This is a genomic window from Arcanobacterium urinimassiliense (assembly GCF_900119495.1).
In the GTDB taxonomy this organism is placed as follows: Bacteria; Actinomycetota; Actinomycetes; order Actinomycetales; family Actinomycetaceae; genus Arcanobacterium_A; species Arcanobacterium_A urinimassiliense.
The window spans coordinates 359,302-381,016 of sequence record NZ_LT632435.1; the positions used below are offsets into that span (position 1 = coordinate 359,302).

The 21,715-nt window shown below is 50.3% G+C and carries 13 protein-coding genes; 6 read left to right on the top strand and 7 right to left on the bottom strand.

Annotated elements, in window-relative coordinates:
- Nucleotides 1-35: 35 nt before the first annotated feature.
- Nucleotides 36-1,019, bottom strand: coding sequence for a class II aldolase/adducin family protein (locus tag BQ7117_RS01685; protein ID WP_073995915.1), 984 nt, complete (start codon nucleotides 1,017-1,019; stop codon nucleotides 36-38).
- Between the two features lie 12 nt (nucleotides 1,020-1,031).
- Nucleotides 1,032-2,495, bottom strand: a complete 1,464-nt coding sequence (locus BQ7117_RS01690; RefSeq protein ID WP_073995916.1) for an aspartate aminotransferase family protein — start codon at nucleotides 2,493-2,495, stop codon at nucleotides 1,032-1,034.
- A gap of 209 nt (nucleotides 2,496-2,704) precedes the next feature.
- Here BQ7117_RS01690 and BQ7117_RS01695 point away from each other — a divergent pair, with 209 nt between their 5' ends.
- Nucleotides 2,705-4,312, top strand: coding sequence for a xylulokinase (locus tag BQ7117_RS01695; protein WP_073995917.1), 1,608 nt, complete (start codon nucleotides 2,705-2,707; stop codon nucleotides 4,310-4,312).
- Entirely contained in the window at nucleotides 4,312-4,899 is a 588-nt protein-coding gene (locus BQ7117_RS01700; RefSeq protein ID WP_084789811.1) for a GtrA family protein, read from the top strand. The genes BQ7117_RS01695 and BQ7117_RS01700 overlap by 1 nt, the downstream gene beginning before the upstream one ends.
- Nucleotides 4,900-5,086: 187 nt before the next feature.
- On the opposite strand, the gene hrpA is transcribed toward BQ7117_RS01700, so the two are convergent.
- Nucleotides 5,087-9,394 carry an ATP-dependent RNA helicase HrpA gene (gene hrpA / locus BQ7117_RS01705; RefSeq protein WP_143273944.1) on the bottom strand — a complete coding sequence of 1,436 codons (4,308 nt, stop codon included), beginning with the start codon at nucleotides 9,392-9,394 and terminating at the stop codon, nucleotides 5,087-5,089.
- 204 nt (nucleotides 9,395-9,598) lie between these two features.
- On the opposite strand from hrpA, the gene nrdD reads away from it, so the two are divergent.
- The 4 genes from nrdD (at nucleotide 9,599) to BQ7117_RS01725 (ending at nucleotide 13,926) form a co-directional block, all read left to right on the top strand.
- Nucleotides 9,599-11,758, top strand: coding sequence for an anaerobic ribonucleoside-triphosphate reductase (gene nrdD / locus BQ7117_RS01710; RefSeq protein ID WP_073995918.1), 2,160 nt, complete (start codon nucleotides 9,599-9,601; stop codon nucleotides 11,756-11,758).
- A gap of 1 nt (nucleotide 11,759) precedes the next feature.
- The gene (nrdG, locus tag BQ7117_RS01715) at nucleotides 11,760-12,392 is read left to right on the top strand and encodes an anaerobic ribonucleoside-triphosphate reductase activating protein (protein ID WP_073995919.1); all 633 of its coding nucleotides are present in this window, start codon (nucleotides 11,760-11,762) and stop codon (nucleotides 12,390-12,392) included.
- A gap of 57 nt (nucleotides 12,393-12,449) precedes the next feature.
- Nucleotides 12,450-13,511, top strand: a complete 1,062-nt coding sequence (locus tag BQ7117_RS01720; protein WP_073995920.1) for an endonuclease/exonuclease/phosphatase family protein — start codon at nucleotides 12,450-12,452, stop codon at nucleotides 13,509-13,511.
- A gap of 82 nt (nucleotides 13,512-13,593) precedes the next feature.
- A complete protein-coding gene (locus BQ7117_RS01725) occupies nucleotides 13,594-13,926 on the top strand; it encodes a hypothetical protein (protein ID WP_073995921.1) in 333 nt (110 codons plus the stop codon).
- A gap of 5 nt (nucleotides 13,927-13,931) precedes the next feature.
- Here BQ7117_RS01725 and BQ7117_RS01730 read toward each other — a convergent pair whose 3' ends face one another.
- From BQ7117_RS01730 to BQ7117_RS01745, 4 genes are all read right to left on the bottom strand, one after another.
- Entirely contained in the window at nucleotides 13,932-14,684 is a 753-nt protein-coding gene (locus BQ7117_RS01730; RefSeq protein WP_073995922.1) for a GntR family transcriptional regulator, read from the bottom strand.
- A 38-nt stretch (nucleotides 14,685-14,722) separates the two neighbouring features.
- The gene (pgm, locus tag BQ7117_RS01735; RefSeq protein ID WP_073995923.1) at nucleotides 14,723-16,399 is read right to left on the bottom strand and encodes a phosphoglucomutase (alpha-D-glucose-1,6-bisphosphate-dependent); all 1,677 of its coding nucleotides are present in this window, start codon (nucleotides 16,397-16,399) and stop codon (nucleotides 14,723-14,725) included.
- A 151-nt stretch (nucleotides 16,400-16,550) separates the two neighbouring features.
- Complete coding sequence (locus BQ7117_RS01740; RefSeq protein ID WP_073995924.1) at nucleotides 16,551-19,223, bottom strand: lysylphosphatidylglycerol synthase transmembrane domain-containing protein; 2,673 nt, start codon at nucleotides 19,221-19,223, stop codon at nucleotides 16,551-16,553.
- Nucleotides 19,224-19,354: 131 nt separating this feature from the next.
- On the bottom strand, nucleotides 19,355-21,700 hold the full coding sequence (locus BQ7117_RS01745) for a heavy metal translocating P-type ATPase (RefSeq protein WP_073995925.1): 2,346 nt from the start codon (nucleotides 21,698-21,700) through the stop codon (nucleotides 19,355-19,357).
- Nucleotides 21,701-21,715: the final 15 nt, after the last annotated feature.

Here is a 21,715-nt window from a genome sequence, read left to right on the forward strand (position 1 = left end):
CGCCCCGCCGGGTGCCTCTCCAGAAAATAAAGTGTTTATTTCTCTTTCCGCTTGGAATAGGTGAGTCGGTATACCGCATTCATAATCAAGCGATCGGGTAGAGGTAAGGGGCGCACGGCAAATATATTTGCCATAGTAGCGGTGAGGGCATTCTTATGAGTTATCATGCGCACCGCCTCGGCGTCCGCTATATCTTTTCCGTAGTAGTAGACAGCATTTTCGCCAAACATAGCATTCGCATAAGGATTAGCGCTCATCTTTATCCCTACGATTTGGGCAAAATCGTCTAAATACGGAGGGAGGGAATTCTTATACTGCAGCACCACCGGATCGGCATCTTCGAGTACGCACTTAATATCCGGGCGTTTCGCAAAAATGCGCTCTACTTCTTTGGGTAAGCGCCCGCCATCTCCTCGTTGATAAGCAGCGGGAGGAAGGTCTGCGCTATGTATATCGGTACGGCGTTCGTATTCTTCCCGGCAGAAATCTTCCACATCTAAAGCGAGCTGTAGAGCTTCCTCTGCTGTCTGAGCAAATACGATTAAGCCGTGTGAACGCATAAGCACAGCGCGGCTGCCGGTGGAGCGTAAAGCATCCATCACCGCATTGTGTAGCTTTTTCTGCCCCGGCAAGCCATAAGCGGCAGCCGGCAGGGTGGCAGAGCCCAGCTTCTTTTGCAAATCTTCAGGAATTGCATAGTCAGTGGTGCTGATAGAAAGAGCAGACGCATAGGGCTGATGAGTGTGAATCACGAAATTTGCATCTGCGCGCTCCCCGTAAATAAGGGCGTGCAGAGAACGCTCGGTCGTCGGTTTCAAATTTCCCTGATAGCTGCCGTCTAAATGGCAAACCACCATTTCGTCGGCAGTTAAATCCGCATAGTCACGCCCCGAAGGAGTGCAGTAGAAAGAATTTTCATCGATGCGCTGGGAAAGATTTCCCCAGGTGCGCGCCACTAAATTATTTTCTACCAACTTATGAGCGGTATTAATAATGTTTTCTTGAATTTCCGTACTCATATTTTTACTCTCTTATTTCTCTAGGCGTTCTACCTTGGAGAATACGCGGTCAAAGCGGCTCAGCGCATCGTCGATATCTGCTTCCGTATAGGCGGCAGAAGTGTAAAGACGCGAGCCGGCTAGAGTTACCAGCCCTTCCGCCATATAAGCGGCTCCCATATGCTCCATCTCCGCTTTCCGCTTAGAGGTCTGATCGAGCACACGCTTAATCTTCCACGGCTTCTTCCAGTCGATAGAGAAGTGCATAGTGCCTACAGTTTCTAGGTGGCAGACTGATTCTTGATTGAAAGCCACAAAGGGTAAATCGTATTTCTTTATTAAAGCGCGCAGACCTTTCGTCATCTGATCGCCGCGCTCTCCGGCTTTCTGGCAGGCGCCCGTCTCCGCAATTTCTTTAATGGTGTAGTAGCCGGCCAACGAAGAAAGCGGCGTGGCAGCTAGAGTGCCGCCGATAAGAGCTTTCTTTACTTTGTCACCAGTCTGGATACCAGCTGCGAGATAGCGCATATATTCGCGCTTGCCGCCGAGCCCGCCGGCGCCGGGATAGCCACCAGCTACTACCTTGCCGAATACCGTGAGATCGGGTTCGATGCCGAAATATCCTTGCGCACCATGCTCGGAAATTCGGAAAGCCGTCACCACTTCGTCAAAAATCAATAAAGCTCCGTACTTACGGGCGAGCTCCTGAGCACCTTCGAGGAATTCTTGGGTGAGGGGGCGGGTGCCGGATTCCGGGCCAATGGGCTCAATGAGTATGGCTGCTGTGCCGCCGCGATACTTCTTATGCTTGAGTTTGCGCTCCAGATCCTCTAAATCGCCAGGGAAGAATTCGTCGGTATAGCGGAAATAGGTGAGGGGGACGCCGTGGGCTTGGGTGAATTTAGAGCCCGGTACGCGTATTCCGTAAGCGAGCGAATCTGACCAGCCGTGATAGGCACCGCCCATTTTTAGTACATGTTTATGCCCAGTAGCTAACCGCGCTACGCGAATAGAAGCCATAGCAGATTCCGTACCCGTACCGAGCATCCGGAACATATCTACAGTAGGAATGAGCTCCGAAATGAGGCGGGCCAGCTTTGCTTCGTATTCATGGAATAGTCCAGTGCTCGGGCCGCAGGTATCTAGCAACTCTTTTACTTTCGTGCGCACCGATTCCGGATTAGAACCGAGCACGGTAGGGCCGCCTGCCTGCAAGAAATCCCAGTATTCGTTGCCGTCTATATCGCGCAGTTTATTACCGCTCGCTTTGTCGAAAGCTAAGGGGAAGGGGTGGTTGAAAGCCAAATTATGCTGTACGCCTCCCGGAATTACTTCTTTCGCGGATTCAATCATGCGCTTCGATTTCTGGCATTTTTTCTCAAAATATTCTTCTTCATATTCCCGCAGTGCCGTGGGATTAATGGAATATATAGGAAGCTCGATGAGGTGATCAAGTTCCGAGATAATGCTGCTTACACTCGGTTCGTTCATAGACATAATGACTCTCTTCGTTGAGGACCAAACTAAATCAGGACGCTATTATGGTAACACGGAGCAGAAATTAGCGGTACCCTTGGTCTTATATAGAAGCAATATTTTTTAATTAGTTGTGAGATACTGGAAAACAACAGTGGAAGGCAGCTTAAAAGAATTGCTTCTCCGCAGCTAGATATTCTCTGTAACAATGACGTTAAGGAGCGATTCTTATGTACGTACTCTCGTACGATATTGGCACGAGTGGGGTAAAGACTTGCCTATACCAGGTGGTGGATAAAAAACTTCTGGAAGTGGCAGCCGAAATGCGGGAGTACGATCTTTATATTCTGCCAGACGGCGGTGCTGAGCAAGATCCGGAGCAGTGGTGGGAGGCGCTCTGCTCTTCCACCCAAGCTTTGCGAAAAGAGCATGCGGCGGAATTAGATCAGGTAGAGGGAATCAGCTTCTGCTCGCAGATGCAATCGGTGGTGCTGGTAGATAAAGAAGGAAATGCGCTCCGTAATTCCATGAGCTATATGGATCAGCGCTCTACTGAGCAGTTGAAAAAAGGCCTCGGCAGCGGAATTACCGTATTCGGCATGAATGCGCGCAAGCTGGCAATTAGTTTACGGCATACCGGCGCGGTATCGGGTTCTGTAAAAGATCCGGTCTGGAAATATCATTGGGTGCGCGATAACGAGCCAGAAATTTTTGCGCAAGTGCACAGCTGGCTAGATGTAAAAGATTATCTAGCGGCGCGCATGACCGGAGAATGTAAGCGCAGCGAAGATTCGGCTTTCACTACACTCTTGCTGGATATTCACTCCAATCCTCCGCAATGGTCGAAAGAGGTGTGCAAGCTTTTCGACGTCAATATGGAGCATCTGCCGGAAATCATCCCAAGTACGGGGGTAGTGGGTTTGCTCCGCGAGCAGCAGGCAAAAGAATTAGGCTTGCCGGCAGGAATAAAAGTAATTTCCGGCGGAGGAGATAATTCTTTAATCGGCGTCGGTGCCGGAGCTACCAATATTGGAGATACGCATATTTACTGGGGTACATCCGGTTGGGTAATCACCGTAGCTGATAAGCAATTTGTAGATATTTCAGCCATGATAGCGGGAATCGTCGGTGCGGAACGCGGGCGCTATAACTACTTTGCCGAGCTGGAGACGGCCGGAAAATGTTTCCAGTGGGTACGCGATCACTTAGCTTTAGATGAAATTAACATCTACCTCGACCGCACGGATATCAATCCAGAGGAAGCAGATAAAGAGCCCGAGTATAAGAATCTTTACTCCTATATGAACAAAGTGATAGAGCAGGCAGAACCTGGCTCCGGAGGAGTAATTTTCACCCCGTGGCTGCACGGCAATCGTTGCCCCTTTGAAGATCCAAATGCGCGCGGAATGTTTTTCAATATCGGCATTGAGACCGGTAAAACGGAGCTGCTGCGGGCAGTTATCGAAGGAGTTTGCTTCCATCTGCGCTGGTTCATAGAAACTCAGGAAAAGAAGACTCCTACTGCACAAGTGGTGCGTTTTGTAGGCGGCGGCGCACTTGGGGAAGTCACTTGCCAGATTTTGGCCGATATTCTGGGGCGCACGGTGGAAACGCCGGCCGATCCGCAAAATATTGGTTCGGTAGGGGCAGCCATTGTGACTGCCTGTGGATTAGGGGTATATGAAACGGTTAGTGAAGGAGCTAGTTTCATAAAAGCAGCGAAACGCTATGAGCCTAATCCAGAGGTAAAAGCGGTGTATGATCGCAATTTTGTGGCTTTCAAGACCTTATATAAAAATAATAAGAAAACATTTGCGTTATTAAACGGAGGAAAATAATGACTGATGTAAATGAAGCTGGGGCTGTGGAGCCTAACTCCGCAGTGCCGGGGGAGGTAAAACCTCCTAAAGAACCAGAATCAGAGCGGCGGAAAGCGTTAAAGCAGGCTATCCTCTTTACGCTCTTTTCCTGCACGGCAGCTGCGGTAGAGGTGCTCACCTATACGCTCTTTATCTATTTGCCGCAGATGGACTTTTTCGTAAATACTTTCAATATGCCCCAGCAGTGGTGGGTAGACGGTATGGGAGCTGAAGCAGCTGCGACTAAGAAAGCAGTCGCCACTTGGGCACAGGCTATTTCGCTCTTCCTGTCGGTGGTATGGAACTTTACGATTAATCGTAAGTTCACCTTCAAATCCACTAATAATATTCCGATTGCTATGTTGAAAGTGGCTCTTTTCTATGTAGTATTCTTGCCGGCTTCCACGTGGTGGACCGGCGAACTGGTAGCTAAGGGTCTGCACCCAATGCTGGTAAAGTTCGGCAATCTGTTGGTGAACTTCGTCGGCGAATTCCTCTGGTGGAAGTACGTAGTATTCCGCGAGCCGAAGAAAGATAAAGCACCGAAAACAGTAGCAGAAGCTTAAGTTTTCTGTTTGTAAACAATGCGGGTAGCTCCGAAAATTTCGGAGCTACCCGCTTGTTATAGGTACTAGTTTTCACTGCGCTGAGCGATTGTGCCCTCGCGTTATGAGGGATCGCGCCCTCGCGTTATTGCACTATTGCGTTATTGTGGTGTTAATGTGGCATTTCCTCGCCGGGTAGCTCGCGAATTTATTTCTTTCCGCGCAATAACTTAGCCAGCCGCTGCGGGGATACTTTTTCTGCCGTCCCTAACTGCTGGGCAAAAAAAGATACGCGTAATTCCTCAAGTAACCATCTTCCGCGGCGCGCGCGCTCTGCGAGAGCAGTTTCATGCGGATTTTCCCGCGCAGTTATCTGTAAATCGTGTATCCATTCAGCTATTTCTGCTATCTGCAGCGCCAACTCTTCATCGCGTTCTATGTTGAGAGCGGCTTTTTCTATTCGGCACTTCGCCGCCTGTAAATAGCGGGAAAGATAGGGAAAATACTTTTCGGGAGTTCGTGATATAAAACCGGCATAGATTAACTGCGAAATTTGGGCGTGAATATCGGTGACTGGATTTATCAGGGAAATACTGGCTTTTTCTAAAGCGGACTCCACTTCTGCCCAATTTATAAAAATCTGTACACTGCGGCGTGCAAGCTGGTATATCTCATCTTCTAAACCATTTTTTACATACTGGCGAAGCTCTAGATACTGTTTTTCGCTACGCAACTTACCCAAGGGAATTTTATGCGTCTTCCCCCAGCTATCTGCTAAATTTCGCACCGCTGCTAGCTGTAAATCAGCCACGAGCGCGGCAGTATCTGGATAAGAGGAGCCCGCTAGAATAAGGGATTCTTTTCCATTCCACCGCGTGGTGATACGGATTTCTGGCAATGCCACTTCTCCCGCTAAGAGACTGATTATTCCGGTGCGCTGGGCTTGAAGCTGCTGAGCTGCGGTTGAAAGTACGCGCAGCTCCACATCTCCGGCTTGTAGCGTAACAAAAGTAGTTTTTCGTGCCACAAGTGCTGGATATCCGCGCACCACCCCGGCGGGTGTAGAGTTTTCCACTATTTCCGGAATTTCTCCTCCCGGTAGTTGCGGCCAAGTGGATAAATGTGCAGCTTGTGCAGTTATTTTTCTTCCCTCCGCTGCTTCTGCTGCTTTTTTCGCTGCAGCTGCTTGAGCAGCGTGCCGAGCGGAATCGCGGGCGGCTTTTTCACTAGCTGCCTGCTGGCGTAAGCGGCTTTCCGCTTCTTCTAAAGCTTTTGCCACTGCTCCCTGCACCACGGATTCCACCGCGGTACGGGCTTGCGGCGCCAGCTCTGCCTGCAGTTCTCGCAGCGAAATTCCCTCCGCGAGTATGGCACCTTTCTCAGAGCGCACTCGGAAGTGCATCTGTAAATGCTCTGGCAGTTCTACTGTTTCCCAGACTTCTTCCGGAATCTCTACTGCGCGCAGTTGCCGAGCTGCTGTGGTAAAGGTTTTTCGGAAACTAGGGGGAGCGGCCACTATTTCTTTCCAGGTGGGGAAGAGCTCAATTATTTCTCGCGCCGTATCGGGGGCGGGCACTAATTGCCGGCGTATTTTTTTCGGAAGTGCACGGATAGTGCTGGTGGTGAGCTCTTCCCACATCCCTGGCACCAGCCAATCAAAGCCATTTTCTTTTAATTGCGGAAGCAAAGCCACTGGAATTTCAATTGTGAGCCCATCTCCGTAACCGCCGGGGCGGAATTCGTAGGCGATGGGTAGAAGAATATCGCCTTGTGGCCATTCAGAAGGGAAATCTTCTTCAGAGTTTAAATTTTTTCCGAGGAGAAATTCTTGCGTGAAATCGAGCAGATGCGGCTGCTCTGTGCGCATAGTTTTCCACCACTTATCAAAGTGTCTTCCGGAAAAAATATTTTTTGGTAGGCGCTTAGCAAAGAAATCGAAGCGGGCAAATTCATCTGCCACTAATCCAAATTCCCGCCGGCGGTTTTCACTCTCGTGAGCTTCTGCGAGAGCCTGCTTATTCTGCTTTAGAAAAGCGTGCGGCGCCCGCCAATCTTGCTCCACCAAGGCGTGGCGAATAAAAAGTTCACGCGCTAAAGCCCGCGCTTCGGCGGTGCCTACTTGGGTAAGAGGCACTCTTCTATCGGCAATAATCGGCAATCCATACAGCATAATCTTGGCATGTACTTCTGCTGCTCCGCGCCGAGCTGACCAGTAAGGCTCGGAATATTGAGTCTTTAGAAGCGGGCCTGCTGCTCTCTCTATCCACTCGGGGCGTATTTGCGCTACCGTGCGAGCAAAAAGCCGCGAAGTTTCCACTAATTCGCTAGCCATCACCCATTCGGGATTGCGTTTATTTAGCCCAGAGCCGGGCCAGATTACAAAACGGCTTCCGCGCGGCCCTACATAGTTGCCATGGCGTTGATCCCAGTTGCCAATTTTGGAGAGCATACCGGTGAGTAAAGAGCGGTGAATAGCTTCTGCGGCGGGCACATCGGCGGAATTTCCGAATTTGCGCACTGCTGCCGCCACTGCGTAATTTTTTCCCGCTTCTGGGTGGGCGGTAATTTCTTTTTGCGCCTGCGCGGCAGAAGGAATCCGCAGGCGTTTCAAGTAAATACCGAGCGGTTTAGCTAATTGGCGTAGCTGATTCACCACGTCTTGCCACTCCCGAAAACGTAACCAATTCAGATATTCATCTTGGCAGAGCCGCCGAAACTGCGATCCAGAAAGTTCTTGCTGTTGAAAGCGCAGGTAACGCCATAAATTTAGATAGGCAAGAAAATCTGAACGCGGATCGATGAAACGGCTGTGTAGCTGATCGGCTTGGGTGGCGAATTCGACTGGGCGAAGTCGTACATCTTGTACGCTCATCGCGGCTACCAGCACGAGCACTTCGGCCGCGCAGCCGTTTTCTGCCGCTTCAAGCAGCATTCTCCCCAGTCGTGGATCGATAGGGAGGCGAGCGAGTTTTCGCCCCATTTTAGTTAACCGAGGAGTGCTGCGATTTAACTCTAGCGCGCCGATTTCTTCTAGAAGTTGTTTGCCGGCCTGTATCGCCTGCATATTAGGGGGATCAAGAAATGGGAAATCTGCTACTTCTCCTAGCTGGAGTGCTGCCATTTGCAGTATGACGGAGGCGAGTGAGGTGCGCTGAATCTCTGGTTCGGTAAATTGAGGGCGAGCTAGAAAATCGGCTTCGCTATAAAGACGAATCGCGATACCGCCGGCGAGCCGCCCACAGCGTCCAGCGCGCTGATCGGCTGCCGATCGGGAAACTGCTTCGATGGGGAGGCGCTGTACTTTTGTTTTAGCTGAATAGCGAGAAATTCGGGCAGTACCTGGGTCTATTACGTAGCGAATTCCGGGCACGGTAAGAGAAGTTTCTGCGATATTGGTGGCGAGCACGATGCGTCGGTGGGGATGGGCAGTGAAAATGCGGTGTTGCTCTGCCATAGAGAGCCGGGCATAGAGCGGCATAATCTCTACTGCGCCCGGCACCTTAGATTTTTCTCCCGGTGCGATGTAGCGATTTTGGAGGTGGTCGCGAAAAGCTTTTTCCGTATCGCGTATTTCTCCCTCTCCGGAAAGAAACACCAAAATATCTCCGGGGCCTTCCGCCATCAACTCTTCGGCTGCTTCCAGAATCCCCGTCACCTGATCGCGGGGTTGAAAGCGTGCTTCGGAATCTGTAGCTGTGTCTATAACAGCGTCTATAGCTGCGTCTGTAGTAGGGCGTTCCGCAGTGTCTGCTGTAGCTTCACTATCGAGGGGACGATAGCGGATTTCTATCGGATAGGTACGCCCACTCACTTCAATTACGGGCACTGCTGGCGTGGCGGCATTTTCAGGGGTGGTGTTTCCAGATATGGCGTTTCCGGGGGCGGCGTTTTGGGGGGCAAGGCCTCCGGAGTTAGCGTTTCTGGCTACGAATTTTCCAAAGTGCTGGGCGAAGCGCTGTGAATCGATAGTGGCAGAGGTGATTATCAGCTTCAAATCAGGGCGCTGGGGGAGAAGCTGCGCTAAATATCCGAGTAAAAAATCGATATTTAAGGAGCGCTCGTGGGCTTCGTCGATAATTATAGTGTCGTAGCGCAGAAGCTGTGGATCGTCGGGGATTTCCGCGAGGAGAATTCCGTCTGTCATCAATTTGATTAAAGTCTGCGGCGATACCTGCTCCGTGAAACGCACTTGATAGCCGACTATTCCACCTAGCTCCGTTTTTAGCTCGGCGCTAATTCTGCTGGCTACGGTGCGGGCGGCAATGCGGCGGGGCTGCGTATGGCCAATCAAGCCGTGGATACCGCGCCCTAGTTCTAGGCAAATTTTCGGTAACTGGGTAGTCTTTCCAGAGCCGGTGGCACCGGAGAGAATTACTACCTGATTCTCGGCGATAGCTTTCTTGATATCTGCCTGCCGAGCGGTAATCGGGAGTTCCGGCGGATAGGAGATTTCTGGCACGCTCGCTTCCCGCTGCTTGAGCTGCGCGGGAGTGAAACGAGAAAGCGGAGTGTGCACCTCTATATTCTTGCACAGCTGCCGAAGCTCAAGCGAATGCAAAAAATCCGGATGAGGACCTTCGTCCCTCTCATTTTATTTTCCTCGGGGAATGCAAAAACATTTGCAACACAATTTTTCCGAAAGGTGTGTCTGGTATAGAAATTGGCGCCGCTTTCGTCTTACTATCTATATCTAGTGGTAAAAAAAGACAGGAGGCACAATATGTTGGTTAATGAGGAGCTAAAGACCGACGCACAGGTAATCAAGCGGGATGGGCGAAAAGTAAAATTCGATCCGGCGAAGATCTATCGTGCTGTCTACCTGGCACTTAATAATAATGGGATAGATGATCACCCCTTTGCGATGGAGGCGGTGCGCCAGATTCTGCGTTCCCTTCCCGATGGTGATTTAGATATTGCCACTATTCAGACGGCTACGGAAAACTTCTTGATGAGCTCCAAGTATCCAGATGTAGCCCGTGCCTATATTGAGTACCGCCATGATCGCGATATTGCCCGTGAGCAGAATATGGACGTCACCTATTCAGTGGGGCGCCTCCTCAAGCGGGATAAGACAGTAGTAAATGAGAACGCCAATAAAGATTCCACTGTCTTTAATACGCAGCGAGATTTGACGGCCGGTTCGGTGGCAAAGGCCTATGCGCTCCGCTCCATGCTGCCGCGCGCCGTCGCCAATGCTCATATCAAAGGTGAAATCCACTATCACGATTTGGATTACCAGCCTTTCCAGCCGATGACTAACTGCTGCTTAATCGATATTAAAGGAATGCTGGAAAACGGCTTCCAGATTGGTAATGCGCGGGTGGAATCGCCGCGTTCGATTAACACAGCTACGGCGCAGATTGCGCAGATTATTGCGAATGTGGCTTCTTCGCAGTACGGCGGGTGCTCGGTAGATCGCGCAGATGAAATCCTCGCTCCTTATGCACAAATCAATTTCGAGAAGCATATGCGCGATGCTAAGGAGTGGGTGGAGCCGGAGCGGCAAGAAGAATACGCCTGGGCAAAGACGAAAAAAGATATCTATGACGCTATGCAGTCTCTCGAATACGAGATTAATACGCTTTATACCTCGAACGGGCAGACTCCTTTCGTCACCCTCGGATTCGGGTTGGGTACGGAGCGCCTAGAGCGGGAGATTCAAAAAGCAATTTTGCAGGTACGCATTAAAGGAATTGGGCGCGATTGCCACACCGCTATTTTCCCGAAGTTGGTATTTGGCTTGCGGCGCGGTGTGAATCTCGATCCACAAGATCCGAATTACGATATTAAACAGCTGGCTTTGGAATGCTCGGCGAAGCGTATGTATCCGGATGTGCTTTCCTATAAGCGAATTACTGAGCTGGAAGGCGATTATAAGGCGCCGATGGGTTGCCGTTCGTTTTTACCGAAATGGGTAGATCCGCAGACGGGAGAGGCGGTAAACGCTGGGCGCAACAATCTTGGTGTAGTTACTTTGAATGTGCCGCGTATTGCGATTGAAGCGCATGGAGAAAAGGATCGCTTCTGGAGAATCTTCTCGGAGCGTATGGAAATAATGAAAGAAGCTCTTTTCTACCGGATAAAGCGCTGCGAAGAGGCTTCTACCGAAAATGCTCCTATTCTCTACAAGTATGGAGCTTTTGGAAAACGAGTGGCCGAAAACGATACAGATGTTTCGCAATTTTTCCGTAACTATCGCTCGACTATTTCCATCGGCTATATCGGACTCTACGAGGCAGCCACCTGTTTCTATGGCCCGAACTGGGAGAATAATCCGGAAGCGAAAGAGTTTACCCTCGAGATTATGCAGAAGCTCAATGACTATGCGACTGCTTGGAAGCAGGAAGCTCCTTACTGGTTCTCGATTTATTCCACGCCTTCGGAGTCGTTAACCGACCGTTTCTGCCGTCTGGATCAGGCAAAATTTGGAATGATTCCGCACGTCACGGATAAAGATTACTACACAAATTCTTTCCATTACGATGTGCGCAAGAAAATTACGCCTTTTGAAAAGATTGATTTCGAAGCGCCCTATGCGGCTTATACCAAAGGTGGATTCATCCATTACTGCGAGTATCCAAAACTTACTCATAACTTGCAGGCCTTGGAGGCAGTCTGGGATTATGCTTACGATAAAGTAGCTTATCTCGGCACCAATACTCCTATTGACCACTGCTACGAATGCGGTTTTGACGGCGAATTCGCCACTACCGCAGAAGGTTTTGCGTGCCCCGATTGCGGTAATTCCGATCCAGCCACTTGTGATGTGGTGAAGCGTACGTGCGGATATCTAGGTAATCCGCAGAAACGCCCCATGGTGCATGGTCGGCATGTGGAGATATCTAATCGCGTAAAGCATATGGACGGCCCTACCAGGTAAAATGCCTATAAAAGATGAACACGGAATTCGGCAGCCAGCGGCGAAAGAATGGTGCGGAGAAGCGCTTTTCTGCGGAAATATAGCGGACTACAAACCCTTTAATTTCGTAGACGGCGAAGGCGTGCGCTGTTCTCTCTACGTATCTGGCTGCCCTTTCCGCTGCCCTGGTTGCTATAACCAGGCTGCGCAGAGTTTTCGTTATGGTTCTCCCTACACTGCGGAATTGCAAGAAAAAATTTTGCAAGATATTGCGCAGCCCTATGTGGCGGGGCTGTCTTTATTGGGCGGGGAGCCGCTGCTAGCTACCCCGATTTTACTTCCGCTATTGCGGGATTTTCGAGCTCGCTTTGGAAATACAAAAAACGTCTGGGTGTGGTCTGGATACACCTATGAGCAGCTCTTGGAGGAAGATAGCGCCAAAGTAGAGCTATTAGATCTCTGTGATGTGTTGGTAGACGGGCCTTTTGTGAAATCTCTTTATCATCACGATTTAGCTTTCCGCGGTTCTCGCAATCAACGGCTGATAGATTTGCCTGCTTCGCGGGCGGCGGGGCAGGTAATATTGTGGGAATCTGCGCAGCGTGATTCAGAAGGCACAGTGCCTTTCCTTAAACCCGCCGCTCCCCGCTCCTAGTTATACTGGCGGAGTATCGAGAATAAAAGTCCTATGCGGAGAGAACTTTAGAATTAGATGAAAATTATTCTGCGCTTTTTCCTATTGCTTTTTGCGCTACTGCTCGGAGGAATAGCTTTATTGAGCGTGCGGCTTGATTTATTTCCGCCGCTGGCGCCCTATCTGTTGCAAGAGCCTTTTGCACAAATAATTGCTTTGCGCGGGGTATTGGCGGTAGGAATTTTTGGGTGCGGCCTGCTCTGCGCCATTTTTTCCTTGATTCGCCGGCGGAGAAAAGGGCGCGGAAAAATTGCGGCCTGCTTAGCCTTGCTTTTACTTTTAGCGGCCTTGGGGCATGGAGCTACGATATTTCAGCGCGGAGTACATAATCTCGATAAGCTGCCGCAAGGGGTGCCTGGATCTATAAATGTGCTCACTTACAATACCCAAGGTGGAGCCACTGATATGGCCGATATAGCGGAAATAGTTAAAGCAGAGCAAGTGGATATTGTGGTGCTCCCCGAGACCTCTGCACCACGCGGGAAAAAACTCGTAGAGATGCTGGATCGAGCGGGATATACCTATCAGTATTTCGATACGCACACCTCGCGTTTTCAACCGGAGTTTTCTTCCACTATTTTGTTGATTTCTGACCGCCTTGGCGAATATGAGCTCGATACTTCCTCTTCGTATGTAGAGGGAGAAATATCTTTTATAAAAACTCGCCCCGTGCTCGACCCAGTGGCGAGTACCGCTTGGGAGCGGGCGCGCCCCAATATAATCGCTACCCACCCAATTGCTCCGATGCCCGAACGGCAAGGACGGTGGAAAAAAGAGATAACGACGGTATATGAAAATTGCCGGGAAAACACTAATTTCATTATGGCCGGAGATTTTAATTCTACTTTCGACCATCAGGCTGCACTGGGAGCGAAGTGTAAGGACGCGGCAAAAGAAGCGGGGAGTGGTGCTTTAGGAACTTGGCCTTCAGATATATATCCACTATTTGCCTCACCTATCGATCGGATAGTGCACGGTGGAAAATATTACCGCGGAAAATCGGCGCGTCTTGTCCAAGTAGGTGGTTCTGACCACCGCGGATTGTTGGTGCAACTGCGGTGGAAAGATTCGGAAAAGTAAGGAGTGCTTTGCCCGCCGGAGCTGAAAATATTTTTCTATTTTTCTACGCTAGAATAAAAGAGAGGAAAAGAGGTGTAAATAAATGGGCTTAGTGAGTGTAGCAGTAGTGGCCGGCACCAGTTATGTATTAGGCGCGAAAGCAGGTCGGGAGCGCTACGAAGAAATAAAAGCTAAAGCGGAAGAAGTTTGGGAATCGGAGGCTTTGGTAGAAGGGCGCGCGCGAGCAAAAATTGCGGCGAAAGAGGCTGCCAAGCAAGCTGCTTTATTTGCGGCTGCGAAGACGAAAGATGCCGCCGTTGCCTCTGCCTTATATTTGAAAGATGCTACCGTGGAAGCGATTAAAGGGCGCAAGGATTCCGCTCCGCAAATTATTGACAATCCAGAGCCGCCCCGCAAAATATCTGGCGGAAAATAGGTTTTTTAGTTATCTTCTTCGTCGGTGAATACAGTCGATTCGTAGCGATAGAGATCGCCGCGGTAGATATGCTGCCCCCACTCTACTACGTTCCCTTTGCTGTCGTAGGCAGTGCGATCAATAGTGAGTATCGGATCGCGCGTGGTAATTTTCAGCAATCTGGCTGGGCGATGCCGGGGATGTTCGGCACCAACCGTCTGCTTAGTAGAGCTAATTTTTGCTCCGGCGGCGTAGAGCAGTTCATAGAGTCCGTGCTCTTCGAGTTCGCTTACTTCGGGAGCAAAGCGTGCCGGCAGGAGATTAAAAAGAATCGCGATAGGAGTACCGTCTTTGAAGCGGAGTCTTTCTAAAGCGAGGATAGAGCTTCCTTCCGGGCATTCAAGCAGTTCCGCCGCGCGTTTATCTGCACTTTGCAGCTCATATCGCAGTATCTGCGTATGAGATACTCCGCCGCGCCGGCGAATATCGGCGTAGAGAGAGCTTAACGGGGCAGTGCGGTAGCGGGAACGAGGGGCTACTACCGTGCCTACGCCGCGTTGGCGCAACAGTAAACCTTTATCCACTAAGGTCTTTAAGGCTTGCCGCGCCGTTGGGCGGGATACCTGGAGGCGCTCTGCGAGCGACACTTCATTTTCGAGAAGCGTCCCTGGCAGCAAATCTCCATTGAGAATTTTTCTTTGAATAGGCTCTGAGATTTGTTTATGCAGAGCTTTACGGATATTTCGGTTAAGAGTGATATCTGGTTTCCAGACGTCCAAAGCGTTTCTCCTTGCGCAATTTTTTTATTTTCTCTATTTTAGCGCAAAGCAGCGTCTACTACTTCTTTCGCCTCTGCCTGTACTTGTGCTAAATGTTCTTCTCCACGGAAAGATTCGGCATAAATCTTATACACATCTTCGGTGCCAGACGGGCGGGCAGCGAACCAAGCATTCTCGGTACACACTTTCAATCCTCCGATGGGTGCCCCATTGCCGGGGGCTGCCACCAAGCGATCCGTAATTGTTTCACCAGCTAGTGTGGTAGCTTTTACATCTGCGGGGGAGAGCTGCGCGAGTTTTGCTTTCTGCTCTTTTGTAGCAGGAGCATCGATACGAGCATAGGCAGAAGCTCCGTACTTAGCCACCAACTCTTTATGGAGCAGTGAAGGGCTCTTACCTGTGACTGCCAGAATTTCTGAAGCGAGCAGATCCATAATGAGCCCGTCTTTATCGGTGCTCCAGACGGTTCCGTCTTTACGTAAGAAAGAAGCCCCGGCAGATTCTTCTCCGCCAAAACCAGCCGTACCGGCCAGTAGCCCAGGCACAAACCACTTAAAGCCCACCGGTACTTCTACGAGTTTCTTCCCCATGCCGGCCACTACTCGGTCGATAAGAGAAGAAGATACTAGCGTCTTACCCACCGCATCAGTCTGCCAGTGGGGACGGTGGCTGTAGAGATAGTTAATCGCGACTGCTAAGTAATGATTCGGATTCATCAATCCAGCATCGGGAGTGACTATGCCGTGCCGATCGGAATCGGCGTCGTTTCCAGTGGCAATATCGTAAGGCACTTCCCCTTGGGCATTTGGGTGCATCCGTTCTAGTAATCCCGCCATTGCATACGGGGAGGAGCAATCCATGCGAATTTTTTCATCCCAATCCAGAGTCATGAAATACCAGGTGGGATCGACTTCTGGATTAACTACCGTTAAATCTAGTTGATAGCGCTCTCCGATAGCTCCCCAGTATTCGGCGGAAGCTCCACCCATCGGGTCTGCTCCGATGCGCACTCCGGCAGATTTAATTGCCGCGAAATCTATTACCTGCGCGAGATTTTCTACATAGGCGGAAAGGAAATCGTACTTTTGAGTAGTATCTGCTGCCAGTGCTGTTGCATAAGGAATTCGCTTTACTTTCTTCCATCCGCTTTGCAAAATTTCATTGGCGCGTGCGGCAATCACTTTAGTGGCGTCGGTATCTGCTGGCCCACCGTGTGGAGGATTGTATTTGAAACCACCATCGCGCGGTGGGTTGTGCGAAGGAGTAATCACTATGCCATCAGCGAGCCCGGCACCGGTAGTGCGTACACCTGCCGGAGTTCCCGCTCCGTTTGCCAGCAAAATAGCTAAAGAGACGGCCGGGGTGGGTGTCCAAGAATTACGAGCATCGATTCGCACTTCGATATTGTTCGCTGCCAGTACCTCTAAAGCGGTACGTTCGGCCGGAGCAGAGAGGGCGTGCGTATCACGCCCGATAAAGAGCGGCCCATCAAAGCCCTGCGCTTGGCGATATTCTACGATTGCCTGCGTAGTCGCTACGATATGGGCTTCGTTAAAAGCGCCGTCAAAAGCGCTTCCGCGATGTCCGGAGGTGCCGAATACTACTTTTTGATTAGGATTATCTGGATCCGGCTCTATATCGTAATAAGCCGCTTGAAGAGCATCTACATCTATTAAATCTTCCGGAAGCGCCCGGGTGCCTGCACGTGTACTCATACTTTTATTCTTACAGGAAAAAAAGCGAATTTCCGAATTTGGGCAATTTTGAGTGATTTTGGACAGTTTTAGATAATTTTACACAATTTTTAACAATCGGCACGATTTGTCTTTTCGATAGGAACTCGCCCTGTAGATAAGATCTTGAATTTTAGATGAGATCTTTCCGATTGCAGAGATAGAGCCCGAGCCAGCCCAATGGCACCCGCCCCCAGAAAGTGAGTAGACGGTAGAGCACTGCGGTGGAAAAAGCAATTGAAGAAGGAATACCGGCTAGCACTAATCCGCCAGTGAGAGCAGCTTCTACGGGGCCGATACCGCCCGGAGAAGGTACTGCGGAGCCTACGGAATTAGATACTAAATAGGTGACGGTAAGCGTGGCAAGCGGAAGTTGGTAGCCAAATGAATAGAGGGAGAAGCCGAAACAAGCTACGAATCCCGCCGTGAGAATAATTGCGCCGCAGAAACCGATTAGAAGCCGCTGTGGGTGAGTCCCTAGCCAGACTAGCCGCGGCCAAATCTGGGAAAATACCGGGCGGATTTTGGCAAGTAACCAATTTCGAAGTTGCGGAATAATCAGGAGCAACCCGAGTAGCAATAGGAAAATTCCGATTCCCGTCACTATAGAGGCGGAAGGCAGCGAGAGGGTGCCTAATTCTCCCAAGCTGAGGGAGAGTATGAGCAAGAGGAGTACAGTGGTGAGAAACTGGGAGATTTGTACCATCGTGACGGTAGCTAAGGCGGGAGCAGTCTGGATACCTTTTTTCTGTAAGAACCGGAGATTTAAGGCGGCTGGCCCGACTCCCGCCGGAGCTACGAGAGTGACCACCGAAGCTCCTACCTGCACCAGTATTGAATCGCGTAGCTGCAATTTTTCTTGCGTATAGGCGTTTAGAATTATTCCCGAGCCGATATAGGTAAATAGCCCTGCAATAAAAGCGAAAATCATCCAAATCGGATCGGCTGAAAGTACCGCCGCTGATACTTCCGGAAAGTTAATAGATCCGAGCAGCACATAGATAGCTACGACGCCGATTATTACCATTACCACTGTTTTTACAGAGAAACGCCGCAGAGTAATAGCTGGCATAGGAGAAGCAGAAGGTATCTGCTCGGTAAGAGCACTGCGGAGATCCTCGAGATCTTTTTTGGAGAAGTGCGCGCGCGTCTGCTCGGGAAGTGCCGAATACTGTAAAAAGGGAGCTAAAGAGAGAATCTGTGCTTCGGAAAGCGAGCGTTTAATAGAAGCGAGAGTGCGCTCCGTGCCGAGCAGAGCTGCCCACATACTCGCTAACTGTGCCATATCTAGGAGACGGGAATATTCGGGAGCCGCAATCCGCCCACTATACCAATCTCGCAGCTGGAGGCGGCCATTTGCACTAAGAGAAATTGTGGCGGTGTGGATATTTCCGTGCGAGAGGCCTTGGCGATGTGCAGTTAGCAAATCTTGCCAGAGTCCATCTAGCTGGGTATCGCTGATAGTAGAAGCATCCAACAAAGAAAGGCGAGTTTCGTCTTCTATCTCTACCGCAATAGCGATGGAGAGCAAAGAGCTACCTAGTGCTTTAAATTGGGGAGGAATTATTCCCAGCCGTTCCGTCTGCAACATCATCAAACACATATGCTCTGCCGCATTTTCCAAACTCTGAGGGCTACGGCGGAAAGGAATTTTTAAAGCAATTCTTTGCCAAAGACTCTCTAAGATATTGAGGATGCGTCGATCTTCATCCAGCACTAGCAGGTGATATTTTTTCCCTTGGCTATCTTCTGCTAAATAGTTGCGCGAAATAATTGCGGAAGAAGTGATGGGGAAACGCTGACGGGCGTTTATGCGCAGCATCTCTGCGGTAGGGGCGGTACTTTCTGTGGTTGAGGAAAGTGGCGCAGTGGTGGATACCAGTGTGGTGGATTCATTAACCGCGGTAGCCGCCGTTTCTCTAAAATTCTCTGATTCTTCGGAATCAGCGCGGCGTCTCACCATTTTCTGCAAGGAATCTAAGGTGAGAGAATCAGTAAATCCAAAAGGCGCATCGCTGGTAATGAGGTGGCGCTGTATTTGTTCGGTATTTGCAATATCGTCTAGCCGGATGAGTTGTACTACGTCGATATCGGCTTTGCGTACGAGTTTTACGAGGTCTTCTCCCATAGCTCTTTTCGGAGCGCGCCCCATAATCCACCGAGCCAGCATTCCCATACAGATGCCGAGCAGGGTGGTGATAATTGCTCCGGTAATGAGCTGTTCACCTTTCAATACTGAAAGTACCAGCACTATTGCGAGTATCCACCAACAAATTTTTGCGAGCCGGGAATCTTCAATAGTGTTCGTCACCGTGAAAAGAGCAGATACCAGAGCTACGTAGGGTATTAAAGATATGAACGACTGCACTTCTAAGGTGGAAATAAATTCATCAGTAAATTGCGAATAGGGCCACCAGTATTCAGCGATAAAAGAAATTAAGTAGGAAGCTCCCACCGCCAGCAAACAAGCCCCTAAGGCAGTGAATAAAAGGCGCCAGCGCCGGCGGAAAATAATGTAGCCAAAAATTATGAGCGGCAATATAAAAGAAACTAGCCCGGCGAAGAAGTTAATCGGAATATAGAGGAGAGTGGCGATGGCCGAGTGGCTATCTGCGCTGGCAGCGGGAAGAGAGATAGTGATCGCGGGAGCGTAGGCAGAGTAAAGTGCGGCAAAGAGCATAGCGATAAGGGCGACGATGGCGCCCACTAAATCACTGGGGTGGCGTACCCAGCGTTGGGCGATATCTATTAGTACTACTTCGCGCTGTGATGCGGATAGTAGCTCCTGCGTTTCCCGATAGTGCACAATATCATCGTACTAGGTGAGAGAAGCAAAATCTAAAAGGCGGCTATTTTTATCAGGGGAAAATAGGGGAGAAAGAAGGGATAAGTAGGGGGAGAGAATCCACGCGGGAAGAAATAAATGCCGTGGTCACTCTAATATGGGCGAATAGGGGAACGTAAGCGGAGCGAATTTAAGACGACGATTACGGAGGAAGAAGCCATCGCGGCGGCGGCGAGTCCAGGCATAATAATTCCGCCGGCGGCGAGCGGAATAGCGAGTAGATTGTAGCCGAAAGCCCAGAAAAGATTTTCTTTTATAATTCGCAAAGTGCGGCGAGAGATAGCAATCGCTTGGGGCACGGCGCTTACTTTAGAATTCACTATCGTAATATCGGCTGCTGCTTTAGCTACGTCGGTGCCCGAACCCATAGCGATGGAAAGATCAGCAGCGGCTAAAGCCGCGGCGTCATTTATACCATCACCTATCATGGCTACTTTTTCACCCTTGGCTTGCAGATCTTGCAATAGTTGTAATTTCGCAGCGGGAAGCATTCCCCCGTGCGCCTTAATTCCTAGTTCGGCCCCGATAGTTTGCACCGCAGCAGGTGAATCTCCACTGGCGAGAAGTACCTGCATTCCTTGCTTCTTTAGAGCAGAGATAGCAGTAAAGGCAGATTTTCGCAGGGTATCTCGCACTTCGATGATTCCTAGAATTTCACTGCCGTGCGCAATAGCTACTGCTACGCTGCCGCGCTCTTGTAAATCCGTGGCTAGCGCGCGGGCATCAGCTATATCGACTCCCTGCGTTTCTAACCACGCTAAAGTGCCAGCGCAGGCGAAACTAGATTTGTCTGTGCTATCGGCGCTAACTTGCCCGGAAATTCCTTTCCCAGGTATTGCTTGAAAATTTGTAATCGGCAGCGGGCGAATGTCTTTGCTTTGCGCAAATTCTTTAATAGCTCCGGCAATGGGGTGCTCGGAATGCATTTCGAGCCCGGCGGCTAAAGCTAGAAGATAGCTTTCCTCTGGTTTTTCCCCTAGGGGAAGCACTCCTGCTACAGCCATCTTTCCAGTAGTGAGAGTGCCTGTTTTATCGAAAATTATCGTATCTATCCGGTGGGCATTTTCTAAAATATCCGCCCCTTTAATAAGAATTCCCGCGCGCGCCGCATTCCCCGAACCAACGAGGAGGGCAGTCGGGGTAGCAAGACCAAGTGCACATGGGCAGGCCACTACCAGTACCGCAATAGCCGAGCTTAGTGCGGCCCCCACCGGATCTTGTAGTACGAAAAGGCGTAGCAGCAGAGTACAAAGCGAAAGTATCAGCACGGCAGGCACGAATACGGCAGATATTTTATCTGCTAATCTTTGCACTCCGGATTTTCCAGTTTGTGCTTCTGCCAGCAGTTTCCCCATTTGCGCCAAAACAGTATCGGCTCCTACTCTTTCGGCGCGCACGAGCAGTGAACCGTAAGTATTGAGGCTCGCTCCCGTCACTTCTGCTCCGGGAGCTACTTCGAGGGGTAGTGATTCGCCGGTGAGGAGGGAGGTATCTACGGCCGAATTTCCTTCTACCACTACACCGTCAGTCGCTATTTTTTCTCCGGGGCGGGTGCGGAATAAATCTCCACATTTTAGCTGGGTAATTGGCACAACCTTATTTACTGCTTGGCCATTGGCGCGGCGCACAATAAATACGTGCTGTACCCCTAAATCTAATAGTTCTTGGAGAGCGTCTCCTGCGCTGCGCCGCGATTTTGCCTCTAGCCACCTGCCAAAGAGCAGAAAAGTGACTATCATAGCGGCTGATTCAAAATAAATATGGGAAGTGCCGGCAGCTGCTAAAGAATGAATACCGCGCATATGCATTTGATATCCGCTGTGCCCGGCTTCCCCTCCGCAAAGAGCCCAAAATGACCAGCCAAAAGATACCAAGACGCCCAGTGAAACTAGCGTATCCATGGTAGAGGAACCGTAACGGGCGGCTCGAAAAGCTGCTCGATGGAAAGGCAGAGCGCACCAGAATACTATCGGCAGTGAGAGCAGCGCTACCACCCACTGCCAAGCGGGGAACTGCAGAAAAGGCAGCATAGAGATAGCCACGACGGGAATGCTGAGCCCGAGCGATATCTGAAAACGCCGCTGCAGCCCAGCTACTTTTTCGGCATTCGCTTTCTTCGCTGCGGCTGCGGCTTCCTCTCCGGAAACTTGCCGTACGAGGTGTTTTTCTCCGGTTTCGTCGATATAGGTTTGGGTAAGCAGCCGGGCTCCGTATCCGGCCTTCTCCACGGTGTGGATAATATCCTGAGCATCTAATGATTTTCCGGCAGCGGTGATTTCGAGATGGGCTCTTTCCGTAGCTAGATTCACCACTGCTTGTACGCCGGGAAGTTTATTTAATTTTTTCTCTACGCGCGCCACGCACGAAGCGCAGGTCATTCCCGAAATAGCAAGATCCATTTCGCGGCCGTAACCGGCAGAATTGGTAGAAGAATTCATAAGACTATCCCTTAA